The organism is Thermostichus sp. OS-CIW-30, assembly GCF_054060215.1.
In genome coordinates this window covers 13176-26878 of the sequence record NZ_JBSSCZ010000013.1, presented here as the reverse complement: position 1 = coordinate 26878, position 13703 = coordinate 13176, and the positions used below count along the sequence as shown (strand labels likewise).

The following is a 13703-nucleotide window of genomic DNA, read 5'->3' as shown; positions in this document are numbered from 1 at the left end:
ATCTTTAACTTTGCCGCCTCTGCTCCTATGTCGACCTGCCCCAGCCCGCCCGGCCCTATCGCTATCGAACATCTCTGCTTCCGGGTTCCTCCCGGTGGGCAAGCAGCCTTTCTTGAGCAAGACGAGCGGGTTTGGGGATCCGCCCTGCGCCGGCATCCGGGTTTTCTGGGCAAAGAAGTTTGGCTGGATCAAGAGGATCCCGAACTTGTCCACCTCATCCTCCGCTGGGCCAGCCGTGCTGACTGGAAGGCCTTTCCCTCCGAGCAAGTGGAGGCATTGGATCGGCAAATGCGGCCTTTTTATGTGCGCTTGGAACAGGCCAAAGAATACCAGCTCTGGCAGCCCGGCCCTTCTGCAGGGACAGGAAAGCAGGATTAAGGGATCCCTTCAGTCTCAAAACCTACCTCAGAGCCCACCGAGTCAGCCCTGGGGGATCCTGCCACCCGCTCCTGCTCCACCAGCTCCCGCAAACTGGGCATGGTCACGGCCAAAGCTCCTTCTCGCCGCTGCAGCCCCGCTTCAAAACTCTCAGGGGTGACAATGCCGCCGGAAATGAGCATCTTAAAAGCATCTTCCACCGGCATGAACACTTCCACCACTTGGTCTTCCGGCACAATGGCGTACCAGCCCGTCGTTGGATTGGGGGTGGTGGGCACAAACAGTCCAAGGGAGCGCTGCGGCCCATCGGGCCGAATGGGAGTTTGAATGGTGCCCGTCACAAAGGCCAGCGCCCAAGCTCCTGGTCGGGGATATTCCACCAGCACCACCCGCCGAAAGCGCTGATTGTTGGGGGCAAACAAAACACTGACCAATTGCTTCAAGGTCTTGTACACCAGCCCCGCCACCGGAATCGCATGGAGCAACTGTTCGCTGAGATTGAGCAGCCACTGGCCGACAATGTTGCGGGCCATGAAGCCAATCAACAGGATGAGCACAATCGGCGTCAACAGGCCCACCGCCAGATCGATGAGGTTGATCAAGATCGGGTGCAAACCCTGGATGGGATTGAACTGCTTCGGAATGCTGGTCAGAAAGCCAATGCTCCAGGTGGCCACCTCCACCGTCAGCCAAATGGTAGTTGCCAGAGGGATCACCACCAGCAACCCCGCCACGAAGTAGTTCTTCAGATGCTGTTTCCATTGTGAAACCATGGTGAGGTCGTCCCGTCGAGTCAACCGAGTGGATGCATCGAACCCTTGCAAGTGAAGCTTGCAGATGGCAATCATGATACCTGCCTTCTGCGTTGCCCTCACGGGGGGCAGCCGCAACTTGCCGGCAAAAGAAATCGGGCTGCCAAAAAGCGCAGAGCCCCAAACTTTCATCAGGCCGATAATGCTATCTTAAGTCGATATAAAATTTTGTAAAGGCAGGGATCCCGTCCCGAGGCGTTGTGGCCAAGCCCCTGGATGGTTTGTGTTTCTGCCGGGTGTTGCGTGGGAGGCCCTATGTCAGAGTCAGATTGGCTAGAGCATACCTGTCAGGTGGAGGTGCCTGTTCCCATTGAGCAGGTATGGGATTTGTGGGCCAACCTCACCCTCATGCCCCGTTGGATGAAGTGGATCCGCTCGGTGGAATTGCTGGATCAGGAGCTATCCCGGTGGACACTGGATACCCGCGGCCTCACCTTCAGTTGGATCTCCCGCACCCACACGGTGGTGAAACACCAACACATCGGCTGGAGTTCGGTGGAGGGGCTGCCCAATCGGGGCGCGCTGCGCTTTTACGACCGCAAAGGCAGTACCATTGTGAAGCTGTCGGTGGCCTACAAGATCCCGGGGATCCTCGGCAAAATCTTGGATGGCCTGTTTGTGGGCAAAGTGGTGGAGAGCACCATCCAGGCGGATCTGGAGCGCTTCAAAGCCTATGCCCTAGAGCATGCGGGGCCAACCGCCGACAATGCCTCGGCCAGCTAGCCTCAGTTTGTCAGGCCCAAGTGTTTTGCTGAACTCCCCCTTCCTTGCCAACCCTCACTGCTGCAAAGGTCTTCTTCATGCCCGATCCCTCTCCTGAGCCTGTCATTGCCCTCTCTCGTCAGCCGGTGGACAACCGCAACATTCGCTTCTCTCTGGAGCGGGGCGAGCTGGATCTGGATCAACTTCTCCTGCTGTTGAACCGCAATGCCTTTTGGGCGCAGAATCGCCAGCGGCAGGAGATGGAGCGGGCCGTTGCCCACAGCCATCCGGTGGTCAGCGCCTGGGATGGGGAGCGCCTGATTGGCTTTGGCCGCGCCACTTCCGATGGGGTTTACCGAGCCGTCCTCTGGGATATCGTGGTTGATCACGACTACCGACGTCAGGGCATTGGGCGCAAGTTGGTGGAAACCCTGATCAGCCATCCCCACCTGCAGTCGGTGGAGCGCATCTACCTGTTCACAACCCATCAGCGCGGCTTTTACGAGCGGATCGGCTTTGTGGAAAACCCCAGCACCACCTTGGTCTTGCACGGGCGCCCTCTGGAGTTTTTGATCCCGGCTGCCGAGCAGGAGCAGGCTTGACCGACAGGGATCCTGGGTGAGTGTATCTTGAACAACAGTGGGTTGGCTCTGCCTTGGGAGGAGGACGCGCTAGCCTGAAAAGCAAAAAGGGTGAGAGGGTGTACTCATGGCCAATCGCCTCGCCACAAGTTCCAGCCTTTATTTGCGCAAGCACGCCGAGAACCCGGTGGACTGGTGGCCTTGGATCCCAGAAGCTCTGGAGAAAGCCCGGGCCGAGGATAGGCCGATTTTCCTATCCATCGGCTATTCCAGTTGCCACTGGTGTACGGTCATGGAGGGCGAGGCCTTCTCCAACCCTGAAATTGCCGCCTTTTTGAATGCCCATTTTTTGCCCATCAAGGTGGATCGCGAGGAGCGGCCGGATCTCGACAGCATCTACATGCAGGCGTTGCAGCTCATGAGCGGGCAGGGGGGGTGGCCCCTCAATGTTTTCCTCACGCCCGATGACCTGGTGCCCTTTTACGCCGGCACCTATTTTCCCGTAGAGCCCCGCTTTGGCCGCCCGGGGTTTCTGGCCTTGCTGCAGCGCATCCTGCAGTTTTACCGGCAGGAAAAGGAAAAAATAGAGGAGATGAAAGGCCAGATTTTGACGGCTCTGACCACCCTCAGCGACTTAGTGCCGGAAGACCACATTCCCGCCGACCTGCTGCGCTCTGGGATCCCTAAGATCCAGCCTTTGCTCTCCAATGCCGGGGCGGTGCAGCAATTTCCCATGATGCCCTACGCCCAGTTGGTGTTGCGTTCGGCCCGCTTCGACCCACCAGAAGGGATCCCCGGCTCGCAGAGCGCTCTGGAACGGGCCAAAGAGCGAGGCATGGCCTTGGTGCTGGGAGGGATCTTCGACCATGTGGCCGGAGGATTTCACCGCTACACCGTGGATCCCACCTGGACGGTGCCCCACTTTGAAAAGATGCTCTACGACAACGGGCAGATCCTAGAGTTTCTCTCCGATCTGTGGGCGCACGGTATCCAAGATCCGGCCATCGAGCGGGCGGTGCGGCTGACGGTGGAGTGGGTGGCGCGAGAGATGACCGCCCCTGCCGGGTATTTCTACGCCGCTCAAGATGCCGACAGCTTTGCCCGGGCAGAAGATCGAGAGCCAGAGGAGGGAGAGTTCTACGTCTGGCGCTGGCAGGAGCTGCAGGAGCTCTTGGGGGAAGAAACCTTCCGCGCCTTGCAGCAGGCGTTTGACCTATCGCCGGGGGGCAACTTCCCCGATCGGCCCGGCTGCATCGTCTTGCAGCGCCAACAGGGAGGAGCGTTGCCGCCAGAAGTTGAAGCCGCCTTGACCACCCATCTGTTTCAGGCACGCTATGGCTCTGCGGATCGACGAGTTCCCTTCCCTCCGGCAGTGGATGCCCAATCGGCCCGTCTGCAATCCTGGCCAGGGCGAATCCCACCTGTCACCGACACCAAGATGATCGTCTCTTGGAACGCCTTGATGATCTCCGGCCTGGCGCGGGCCTATCAAGTGTTCGGCAACGCAGACTATCTGCAATTCGCTCTGCGGGCTGCCCAATTCATCCTCAGCCAGCAGCGCCACCCTGAGACCGGATCCCTGTTGCGCCTGAACTACGATGGCACAGCTCAGGTGCCCGCCAAATCGGAAGATTACGCCCTGCTGATCAAGGCCCTGTTGGACTTGCAGCAAGCCTGCCTGCCTCTGGTGGGGGATCCCACCCCTCAAGACTGGTTGCAGGCTGCCCTCCAGCTCCAGCAGGAGATGGATGCGCAACTGTGGGATCCGGCCAGGGGGGGATACTTTGTCAGCGATGCCCAGAGTGCCCCTGAGCTGTTGGTGCGAGAGAAGGAGTTCCAGGACAACGCTACCCCTGCAGCCAATGGGGTGGCCATTGCCAACCTGGTGCGCCTTGCCGCCCTCACTGGAGATCTGGACTACCTGGAGCGGGCAGAGCAGGCCTTGAAAACCTTTGCCCACATCATGAGCACCCAGCCGCGCACCTGCCCCAGCCTTTTTGCCGGACTGGATTGGTACAGCAATTGGGTGAAAGTCACCCTGGAGGCCGATTCCATTCCCGCCTTTCAGCAACGATCTTGGCCCACCACCGTCTTTGCTCTCCCCACCGAAGCCGAACCTCTGCCGGAAGGAGCTCTAGGGCTGGTGTGCTGGGGCAACAAATGCCTGGCCCCTGCCAGTTCTCTCGAGCAAATCCAGTCGCAAATCGGCAAAGGCCAAAATCGAGCTTACTGACCTTTGCCCAACTTTTGCTCAGGGCAGCAGGGATCCCTTTGCCAAGGTTACCGCTGGGGCTCCGCAGGCTTTTCCACCCCAAAAAACTCAATGCGGTAACTTTGGATGCGGGTGCCCGTTTGTTGCTCCACTTGGGCCAGCAGTTCAGGCGGCAGCTCCACGTCCACATCCAAGATGCGGTTGCTATCCAGACAGTTCACGTGGCTGTGGGGATGGGTGCGGTTGCCGTAGCGGCGCCCATCGGCACGATCCAAGCACTCGACAATGTTGTGGCTGGCCAAAGCTTCCAGGTTTTGATAAACGGACGTGTGGCCAATCGGTTTGCCCTGCTGATTTAGGCGATCGTAAATCTCGCGGGCGGAGAGGTGCTCGCCACACTGCCACAGCAGCTCCAGGATATAACGGCGCTGTCGGCTCAAACGCAGATTGCACTCCCGGCACCGTTCCAAAGCAGCTTCCAAAGAATCCAAGGGGCGAGGCATGGAAAACCTCAAGTCATACCGAGTCTGAGATAGGTAGTTGCTCATCTCTACCAAGGTAGCATTTGTGCGTCAACAGTTGTTCAAAAAACACCCCGAACTCTACAAGAGCTGCCGCGCATAGCCATCTTCGAGCCGAGTCCAGGCCGTGCGCAGATGGAAGAGCCCAACATCAGCCTTTTGATTTTCTACAATACCGCTGGAGTGTTGGGGGCAAAGATCATGCAGCGGCGCAAGGTAATTCTGGGTTTGTTGGGGTTGGCCAGCAGCAGTGGATTGGCAGGAGCCTATTGGGCCAGTCGGCAGCAGCCCTCTCATCTAGCCCCAGGGATGGGATCCCCTAGAGCCGCTCTCCCCTCTCCTACCCCCCAGCCCACCCCCACCGTCGTCCCCCATCCAGATGCCCCCCATGGCCTCTACATCCCCCCCCGCCGAGATCTGCGCCTCTTGGTCATCAGTGACATGAACGGCATCTACGGCTCGGTGGAATACGACCCAGAGGTGGATCGGGGCATCGGCCTCATCCCCTATCTTCAGCCGGATATTGTTTTGGGAGGAGGAGATATGGTGGCCGGTCAGGATCCCCGCCTCTCGGAGGAGCGCATCCGGGCCATGTGGGCAGCCTTCGACCGGCATGTGGCCGGCCCAATCCGTGCGGCCAAACTCCCCTATGGCTTCACGCTGGGCAACCACGATGCTTCCTGTGCCCGCACCACCCGGGGCGGCTTTCTCTTTCAAAAAGAACGGGATCTGGCCCGCGAGTTTTGGAACGATCCGGCCCACGACCCAGGTTTGAACTTTGTGGATCGGGGGGACTTTCCCTTCTACTACACCTTTGAAAAAGACGATGTGTTTTACCTAGTCTGGGATGCCACCTGCAATTACATCCCGCCCGAACAAATGGCCTGGGCGGAAGCGGCTCTGGCCAGCGAACGGGCTCAGAAGGCCAAGTTGCGCATTGTCATCGGCCATCTGCCCCTCTACGCCATCACTGTCGGGCGCGACGATCCGGGAGAAGTGCTGCTGGAGGCGGATGCCAAACGGGCTCTGCTGGAGAAGTACCGCGTCCACACCTACATCAGCGGCCACGACCACGGCTACTACCCTGGCCACAAAGGGCAACTGCAACTGCTTCACTGCGGCATTCTCGGCTCTGGCCCTCGTCCTCTCTTGGGCAGCCCTCTGCCCCCCCGCAAGACCCTCACCCTTATCGACGTGGATTTCGAGAGCCCAGATGTTACCTATTACACTACCTATCACATGCGGGATCTGAGCGTGATCGACCAAGCAGAGCTGCCCCGTTTCATCACTGGGCACAATGGCTTGGTGCTGCGCCGCGACGTCAATTGGGACAACCTCACCCCCCAAGAAATCGCCACCTGCCAAGCTCGTATTGGATCCCTGTGTCGGGATTAACGTCTCCGTCTTGGCAAAAGATTGATGAGCCGTTTGTAGATGCTCTCGCGAGGGTTCTGCACACTTCGCGAGCAGCCCAGGCTTTTCAACAGATGATTCAAAGCAGCTTTTTCCAGCAACACCAGCCATAGCCGGTGCAACTGTGTCTCTCGCATAACGGATCCCAGTGATTGATTTCAGCGAAACTGTGGAGAGCTTGTGAAGAAAGTGGTAACTGTACCACCGGCCTATACCTCACAGACTTGCCACAAATGCTTGCCCATTCATCCCGACTCTGGTAAGTCGTACCGGGATGGGAAGGGATTTAAGTGCGGGCATTGTGGTTGGGAAGGGGATGCTGATTTTAACGGTGCAAATGTGATTGCGCTTTTGGGGGCTGCTGTAAACCAGCCTAGAGGTCAAGCCTACGGCTCGCTTCGCGAACGTGGTTGGCTTGCCAACTACAGGGCTACCGTTCGCGCCAGCGGGCCGGAGGCCTTAAGCCTGCCCTGTACTGCGAAGCAGTCAGGGTCGGGTAGTTTACATGACCTATTTCCGAGAGCTGGACAAATCTTGGTACCTGACTCAAGCGGGCTTGGCGGAGTACCTCGATACCCTCAGCGAACTCACGGAACGCTTGGAAGGTTTGCAGTCTTTTGCCAATCTCTGTGAACAGGCCAATCAGAAAGATCCGTATCAACTGATCCCTTCTGAATCGGAAGGTCTGTATTTGCTTGCCTTCGAGTGAGATGCTGCCAAACTGGTTGATTGTCGCGCCTTTCCCCTGCCATCGAATCCATCAGCAGCCGCAGCGCAAAACTCCTGCTACCCTGGTTGAATGATGGTTTCGTTCCTGGTTGAGGTAGAGGGGAATTTGACAGATGAGCAGGTGCGGGAGGGATTCCACGCTCTCTCCGACCCGATTCGCCTGCGCGTGCTGCAACTGCTGCAGGGGCGTGAGTTGTGTGTTTGTGATCTCTGCGAGGAGCTGAAGGTGAGCCAATCCAAGCTCTCGTTTCACCTAAAAACCCTGCGGGATGCGAAATTGGTCAATGCTCGCCAGCAGGGGCGCTGGATTTACTACAGCCTCAACCCACCCGGTTTTCAGCTCCTGCAGCATTTTTTGGATAGATTGGGGCAAGCTGGCCCTGTCAAGGCCGCAGTTCCCTGTGTGGAAGACCTCTAAGGCGAGCAGGGATCCCAAAATGTCCCTAGAAAAACTGTCGGATCCCGCCCTTGTACATTCCGAAGACGGGCTTGCTGCAACACAAGAAATTACAGATGTGAATGGTGTTCCCTGCTGGCAACCCCAGGGATCCCGGCGGGTCAACAAGGCCTCCGGCCCGCTGGCGCGAACGGAGAAAATGAGGATCCCATCTCCTAAAATCCATCAAAGTTCCCTGACACCAGCTCCCCTGTTGCTTAGTTAGGATTGATACAAGAGAGGTGGGAACAACATGATACGTGAACAGCGACAAGAGTTGGAACGCATCCACCGAGCACACCTGTGGAATCGCCTCAAGGAGCGGGTGAAACGCGCCCAGTTGAATCCATCTCTGCTGGCTTTGCTGGCACGAGAGGCTTTTGAGTTGGGCTTTCCCCTTCCCTCTTTATCTGACCAACCCCAGGTCAATTCCCCTGCTGAGCAGCCCCAAGATGGAAGTCATCATCGCCGCACAAGGCCTCCGGCCCGCTGGCGCGAACGGTGAGTCCACCCTCTCTTCTGGCCGAGAAAGCGGGCAGCCACGATCATAGGAGAATTTCTCTCCAGAGACTCTCAAAGCAGCTAGTCTAGGCAATGATTTTGAATAAATCAGAGCCCATGATGAACACCGCCGAAGCCCTTGAGATTCTCAACCTTCCGCCGGACGCAACCGAGCGGCAGATCCGGGGGCGACTGTTTCAGGAATACCAAACCCTCAGTACTGCCCTCGCAGAACTGGAGGACGAGCGACAAAGACCCTTGCTAGAGGCGCAACTGGCGCGGCTGAATGAGGCGCGGGATGTATTGCTTAGCGGGGGATCCCAGGCTGAGAAGGGTTTGTCTTGGGTCAGCCCAGAGGACTTGCCCCCCCAGGTGATTGTGCTGCTTTACCAAGCCAATGGGCAGGAGGGGATCTGTACGCGCCAGGTTGGGGGTCAAGATATCGTCATTGCTTTCGAGAGCTCGTTTGCGGCAAGAAAATATGCGCAGCGGTTGGCTCAACAGGGACTGCCCAAGCCCTTGGCAGAACGCTTTGACACGCAGGAGATCGTCGATTTTTGCCGCAGCGGAGGGTATGGGTTGATGGTGGTTCCGGCCAGCGAAACGCTGGAGCCTCTACAAGAAAGTACGGAAGCTGCCCGTGATTGGCAGGGCAGGTCTTGATGTCGTTTGGCCTCGATCCACTTGCGTTAAGGGTGCCCTCGATGATTAGTGTGGAACCGATCTCTGTGGACGAGTTTCGCCAGCTCATGGCCGCCGATCTGGACGCTTGCTGCGAGGCCTTTGATTTGCGGGCGGAGTACCTGCGTCTGCAGCAACAGCGGCTACGCTCCTGGGGCATGCTGGCCTTTGGTTTGATAGCAATAGCCTTGGTCATCTTCTTGGGGATGCGGGATCCCGGCTCTTGGGTGCCCTATGCCGCGGCTGCCGGGATCCTACTGCTGCTCCTGTTGGGGATCCTGAGAGCCAACTTGCGCTTGGGAAAAAGCCTGCATCGCATCCGCCAGCGTTGGCAGGAAGCCCACCTGCTCAACAGCACCCCTGAGATGATGAAGTTTGCCACCGATCTGGCCCGCAAAGTAAAAGACTACAACCACTGGGTCAACGAGCTCCAACAATCCCTGCAGGGGGGGCAGCATTGGCGGGATTTTCGGCAACTCAGCGAGGCCGAGCAGAAGTACATCCAATCGCTGTTTTTACAAGTGCGGGCCCAACTGGTGATGGCCCTACAGGTGTGCCGAGCTTTGATCGAGGATCCACAAGCCTCTGTGGCTCAGTATCTCAACCAAATGGTTGCCCGGGATCAGCAACTGTTGGAGCAATTTACCGCCAAAAACCTGACCGCCAACCGCTACGTGACCTTGGCTCGCCAGCTATCTGTGCTGGAGGAAGATTTGCAAGCCCAGCTCAGAGCCTTGGGATCCCGATGATACCCTGTTGGAGGTGTCCAGCAGCGTATTCATGGGCAGTAGAGGCACTCGAAAATTGTACGGCCTGTTGCTTGCCGGCGGACTGGGCTTGCTGGGATGCGGGGATCCGAATGTACCTCTGACCCAACCGCCCCCCGATGCTTTTCGGGTTAGCACCCCACGGCCACCGCGCCTAGATCTGTACCCCACCCCACCACCCACGCCAACTCCTACGCCGACACCACCCCCCAGCTTGCTGGAGCTCACGGCCCGTTGGTTGGGGATCCCTTGGCCGCCCCAAGAGACCAGCCTGGTGAGATTGAGCGCCCGTTTCCTGGAGATCCCACTACCCCCGAAGCCGCGCCGCTCCGCCAGCCCCTCGCCTCAGCCTTCCCCCAGCCCAGAGAGTGAGGAGAGAAGGCAACAAGGCCGCGAAACCTAGTCCGCACCGCTGGCCTCTGGGGATTTAGGCGCCTACGGTCACCGGCTCCGTTTCTCGAACGCGCAGCTTTTCACAGGGGATGGTATCCGCCAGAATAGAGCTGGCCATCATACCCGTGTGAATCTCCAGTTTGGCTCCAGGCACCGCCTCAAACAGCAGCCGCTGGCCTGGAAAGACCACCCGCTCAAAGTACCAGTTTTCGATATTCGTGATGCGAACCACCTGAATGGAGCTGGTCGCATTGATGTAGCTACAGGTTATTCGCTCTGCTCGTTTTTTATCGGGGATTGCATCGAGTGTTTGCATTGTTCAGATCACCAGCCCACTTTGCTCAGCCTATCATCTACCCTAACACCGCCTGGGGATCACTGCGGTAGTCTGCGATACGGCGATCCCAACTGGCAGAAATCAATCCTGGAAAAAATAACTTCTGTATTTTACCTTACTGTTTCGATTTCCAAGAGGGTTCTGCAATTCGAGGAAGATTTGAATTAGGATTTTTCCCCAATATGGGACAATTTCTCATAGAAAATCTCCACAGAGTAGTAGTCAGGATTACATTTTTCCGTTCCCTTGGAGTTTGGGGATCAGGGCTCTTGGATCCTCGATCCGGTCGTCGGCTGCGGCGAGGATTGGCCGGGATCCCAGTTCAGGCCCTCCACCCGCAGCTCCAGAGCCCCCGACTGGCGCACCGGATTGTACTGCAGGCTAAAGCCATAGGTGCGGCGGTCGTAGCCCAGGCGATAGACGACATCCACCTGCTGGCCCGACTGCAAATCTACCGTTGTCTCTGCCCCTACCCGCAGCGGGCCGTACAGTTGTTGCAAAAAGCCCAGGACGAGCTGTTCCCGCGTGGTGATGCGGTCAAACAAAAATGGCGAGGCTCCGGCCAGAAAACCGTTGGAGTAGGTCACCCTCAGGTTGGTGTAGTCGAAGGTATCGGCCACAAAAGCCCCAATCACCGCATCAATGCCAATACTGCCGGCAGTATAGCTCTGGGCTCGGCCATTAGAGTAAAAAGACTGGCTGCTGCTCACACCGGTGCTGAGCCAGATCCCTTGCTCGATGGGCAGAGCGGAAAAGCGGGGTGGGGGATCCGCCGCCGTCTTGGGAGGGCTCCAGAGGGGAAAGGAGCGATTCAAGGTTGCCCCCAGTTGCAGGCGGGAGAGCTGAATGCGGTCGGTGGTGTTGGCTAAGGCCAACTCCGGATCCGTGTCGATTTCATCCGGCTGCCCCAAGGCATCAATGTAGTCGGCGGCTATGCGGTAGCTGAGATCCAAGCCGGTATTGCCCAGGCGGAGGGTGGGTGAGCGGTAGCTGGCACCGAGGCGGTTTTCCACAATTTGAAACCCCAGGCGACCGCTGAAGAAGCGTTCCCGATAGGCGTAGGTGTAGGCGACTTCTCCGCCATCGCCGGTGGTGATGCGGTGTTCGACCTGGGCTCGCAAGCGCTGAGCAAACTCCTGGAAGACGATCCCCCGCAGCTCGGCAAACAGCGAGGTTTGAGCGTTGGCTTCCGGTTGCCGCCAACGAAAATCGGCCCGCAGCCCGATCCCATCCAAAAGGCCCTGCTCACTGCCCCAAAGACGTTGTGGATACAGTTGCGGGGAGAGCACCAAGCTCACGTTGGGATCCCGCAGCAGCTCGAAGTTGGGTTGCAGGATCAGGCCCCGTCGCAATTCTTCTCGGTCGAAATCGTCGTAGAAGATGCTGACCGGAGGCTGACGGTTTAATGAGTCGAAGCGCAACCGAATGGGCAGAGGCAGAAACAAGACCTGGTCGAAGGCCAGTTGGCCGGCCTCGGCAATCAGCAGGCTGGAACCATCTGCCTGAAGAGTGGAGGTCACCCGTGGGCTACGAATCTCCAACTCCGGCGGATCCAGCGGGTCGTTGGTCAGCCGCACCTGTTCTCCTTCCCAGGTGGTGGCATCGAAGCGGATGCGAACGGCACGAAAGCGCACCAGCCGCTGCGGAGAGAGGGCGGCTGCCGGGGATCCACTGGCCTGCAACTGGCCAATATCCACCTGCCCGAAGGCCTCTTCCAAAAATCCCCGCTCTTGCTCAAAGTCGTACTCCAGCCGGGATCCCTGAATGCGCTGCCGATCCAGTTGAATAGAAACATTGCCCTCGGCCACAGCCCGCCGCTGTCGCAGTTCAATGCGCAGGCGATCCGCCCGCAACACAGAGCGGCCCAGCCGCATCTCCACATTGCCTTCTGCTTGGAAGACTTCCGCCCGTTGATCGAAGGTTTGCCGGTCAGAACGCAGCCGTAACGTTCGGTCGGCAACGGCGCTGAGGTCAGTCGTATCCATGGGCTGAGCGCCCCCCTTCTTCTGGGACTCCACCTGAGCCGCAGTAGGGCCGGCAACTGCCAACCCCAGCACCCCCAAGCAGAGCCAGAGCAACCGCAACCCTCTCATAATCACCCGGCGCAAAACTTCAACACAGATCCCCTACGGCTTCCCCAGCCCGCTAGCTTGTGGCCAACTGGGAAAGGTTGAGGACTCGGTTGAGCTTGCCGCTGCGGTAGCCCTCCAAATCGAGACTGACATAGAGATAGCCGAAGGATTGCAGGGCCTTGACCAGCGCTTCCAGATTGGTTTTCTGCACAAACTCCACGATCTGATCCGGAGGAAGTTCGATGCGGGCGGTGTCCTTCTCCGAGCGCACCCTGACCTGCCGCCAACCCAAGCTGCGCAAGTAGCGCTCCGCCGCTCCCACCCGACGCAGCTTCTCAGGGGTGATTGCCTCCCCGTAGGGAAAGCGAGAGCTGAGGCAGGGTTGGGCCGGTTTATCCCACCAAGACAGCCCCAGGTGGCGAGACAATTGCCGCACCTCCAGCTTGCTCATCCCCACCTCCGCCAAAGGGGAACGCACGCCGCGCTCCCGAGCTGCCTGTGTCCCCGGTCGGTAATCGGCCAGATCGTCGGCATTGAGACCATCCACCACATGGTTATATCCCTGGGCTTGGGCCAACAGGCGCAAGGTATCGTGCAAGTGACTTTTGCAGAAGTAACACCGGTTAACAGGGTTGGCAGCGTAGCTCGGATCCTCCAGCTCGTGGGTTTCGACGATCTGATGGCGGATCCCGATTTGCCGAGCCTGCTGAATTGCTTCTTCCAAATCTTCGGGCAGCAGCGAAGGAGAAGCAGCGGTGACAGCCAGGGCCCGCTCCCCCAGCTGATCGCAGGCCAACTTGGCCACCAGGCTGCTATCAACCCCCCCAGAGTAGGCCACCAAGACCTGCTCCATCTCGGCGAAGATCTGGACAAGCTGCTGGAACTTGCGCTGCAGGACGGGATCCCACTCCAGCAGGAGGTTGGCCGTTGTTCCTCCCTCTCCCGGGGGGAGAAGGTCGAGACGAGAGGCGGTTGGGTCTTGGGTTGTGTTCATGAAGCCAGGAGATGCCAAACGTTTGGAGAACCAAGCAAGGGCACCGTCTCGCCACCGCCGGCAGGAGAAAAGCCGGTTGCTATCAGGGGCAGGGATCCCCCCTCTTTCTATTCTTTCCCAGAGATCCCCGACTTTCCAACGCTTCTCCCCAGCATGGGATGCGGGATCCCTCAA

Annotated in this window: 16 protein-coding genes and 1 pseudogene; 12 read left to right on the top strand and 5 right to left on the bottom strand. The window is 58.5% G+C overall.

Features of this window, described 5'->3' with window-relative positions; genetic code table 11:
* The first annotated feature begins 27 nt into the window (after positions 1–27).
* Entirely contained in the window at positions 28–378 is a 351-nt protein-coding gene (locus ACVWZF_RS07015; protein WP_011432948.1) for a TIGR03792 family protein, read from the top strand.
* Here the strand turns inward: ACVWZF_RS07015 and ACVWZF_RS07010 are convergent.
* Complete coding sequence (locus ACVWZF_RS07010) at positions 375–1151, bottom strand: DUF502 domain-containing protein (RefSeq protein ID WP_238376947.1); 777 nt, start codon at positions 1149–1151, stop codon at positions 375–377. The two genes, ACVWZF_RS07015 and ACVWZF_RS07010, sit on opposite strands and share 4 nt — an antisense overlap.
* A 294-nt stretch (positions 1152–1445) precedes the next feature.
* Between ACVWZF_RS07010 and ACVWZF_RS07005 the strand changes: the two genes are divergently transcribed.
* The 3 genes from ACVWZF_RS07005 to ACVWZF_RS06995 all read left to right on the top strand — a co-directional run bounded on the left by ACVWZF_RS07005 (position 1446) and on the right by ACVWZF_RS06995 (position 4706).
* The gene (locus tag ACVWZF_RS07005) at positions 1446–1913 is read left to right on the top strand and encodes an SRPBCC family protein (RefSeq protein WP_457395324.1); all 468 of its coding nucleotides are present in this window, start codon (positions 1446–1448) and stop codon (positions 1911–1913) included.
* Between the two features lie 77 nt (positions 1914–1990).
* Positions 1991–2494 carry a GNAT family N-acetyltransferase gene (locus ACVWZF_RS07000; protein WP_414415804.1) on the top strand — a complete coding sequence of 168 codons (504 nt, stop codon included), beginning with the start codon at positions 1991–1993 and terminating at the stop codon, positions 2492–2494.
* Between the two features lie 106 nt (positions 2495–2600).
* Entirely contained in the window at positions 2601–4706 is a 2106-nt protein-coding gene (locus ACVWZF_RS06995; protein WP_457411166.1) for a thioredoxin domain-containing protein, read from the top strand.
* Between the two features lie 47 nt (positions 4707–4753).
* Here ACVWZF_RS06995 and ACVWZF_RS06990 read toward each other — a convergent pair whose 3' ends face one another.
* Positions 4754–5188: a Fur family transcriptional regulator gene (locus ACVWZF_RS06990; protein ID WP_011432942.1), complete on the bottom strand. Its 435-nt coding sequence runs from the start codon at positions 5186–5188 to the stop codon at positions 4754–4756.
* A 219-nt stretch (positions 5189–5407) separates the two neighbouring features.
* On the opposite strand from ACVWZF_RS06990, the gene ACVWZF_RS06985 reads away from it, so the two are divergent.
* The 8 genes and pseudogenes from ACVWZF_RS06985 to ACVWZF_RS06950 all read left to right on the top strand — a co-directional run bounded on the left by ACVWZF_RS06985 (position 5408) and on the right by ACVWZF_RS06950 (position 10136).
* On the top strand, positions 5408–6601 hold the full coding sequence (locus tag ACVWZF_RS06985) for a metallophosphoesterase (RefSeq protein ID WP_041437268.1): 1194 nt from the start codon (positions 5408–5410) through the stop codon (positions 6599–6601).
* Between the two features lie 207 nt (positions 6602–6808).
* A pseudogene (locus ACVWZF_RS06980) lies at positions 6809–7119 on the top strand (zinc ribbon domain-containing protein); the annotation flags it as partial.
* A gap of 5 nt (positions 7120–7124) precedes the next feature.
* The gene (locus tag ACVWZF_RS06975) at positions 7125–7328 is read left to right on the top strand and encodes a hypothetical protein (protein ID WP_041436413.1); all 204 of its coding nucleotides are present in this window, start codon (positions 7125–7127) and stop codon (positions 7326–7328) included.
* Positions 7329–7421: 93 nt separating this feature from the next.
* On the top strand, positions 7422–7766 hold the full coding sequence (locus tag ACVWZF_RS06970) for an ArsR/SmtB family transcription factor (protein WP_414330075.1): 345 nt from the start codon (positions 7422–7424) through the stop codon (positions 7764–7766).
* Between the two features lie 271 nt (positions 7767–8037).
* Complete coding sequence (locus ACVWZF_RS06965) at positions 8038–8289, top strand: hypothetical protein (protein ID WP_011432939.1); 252 nt, start codon at positions 8038–8040, stop codon at positions 8287–8289.
* Between the two features lie 89 nt (positions 8290–8378).
* Positions 8379–8948 carry a DUF3110 domain-containing protein gene (locus tag ACVWZF_RS06960; protein WP_011432938.1) on the top strand — a complete coding sequence of 190 codons (570 nt, stop codon included), beginning with the start codon at positions 8379–8381 and terminating at the stop codon, positions 8946–8948.
* Between the two features lie 41 nt (positions 8949–8989).
* Positions 8990–9715 carry a hypothetical protein gene (locus ACVWZF_RS06955; RefSeq protein ID WP_011432937.1) on the top strand — a complete coding sequence of 242 codons (726 nt, stop codon included), beginning with the start codon at positions 8990–8992 and terminating at the stop codon, positions 9713–9715.
* Positions 9716–9746: 31 nt separating this feature from the next.
* The gene (locus ACVWZF_RS06950) at positions 9747–10136 is read left to right on the top strand and encodes a hypothetical protein (RefSeq protein ID WP_011432936.1); all 390 of its coding nucleotides are present in this window, start codon (positions 9747–9749) and stop codon (positions 10134–10136) included.
* A 24-nt stretch (positions 10137–10160) separates the two neighbouring features.
* Here ACVWZF_RS06950 and ACVWZF_RS06945 read toward each other — a convergent pair whose 3' ends face one another.
* The 3 genes from ACVWZF_RS06945 to larE form a co-directional block, all read right to left on the bottom strand.
* Complete coding sequence (locus ACVWZF_RS06945; RefSeq protein ID WP_011432935.1) at positions 10161–10442, bottom strand: DUF1830 domain-containing protein; 282 nt, start codon at positions 10440–10442, stop codon at positions 10161–10163.
* Positions 10443–10723: 281 nt separating this feature from the next.
* Entirely contained in the window at positions 10724–12556 is a 1833-nt protein-coding gene (locus ACVWZF_RS06940; protein ID WP_041436411.1) for a DUF3769 domain-containing protein, read from the bottom strand.
* Positions 12557–12608: 52 nt separating this feature from the next.
* Positions 12609–13529: an ATP-dependent sacrificial sulfur transferase LarE gene (gene larE / locus ACVWZF_RS06935; RefSeq protein WP_011432933.1), complete on the bottom strand. Its 921-nt coding sequence runs from the start codon at positions 13527–13529 to the stop codon at positions 12609–12611.
* Positions 13530–13703: the final 174 nt, after the last annotated feature.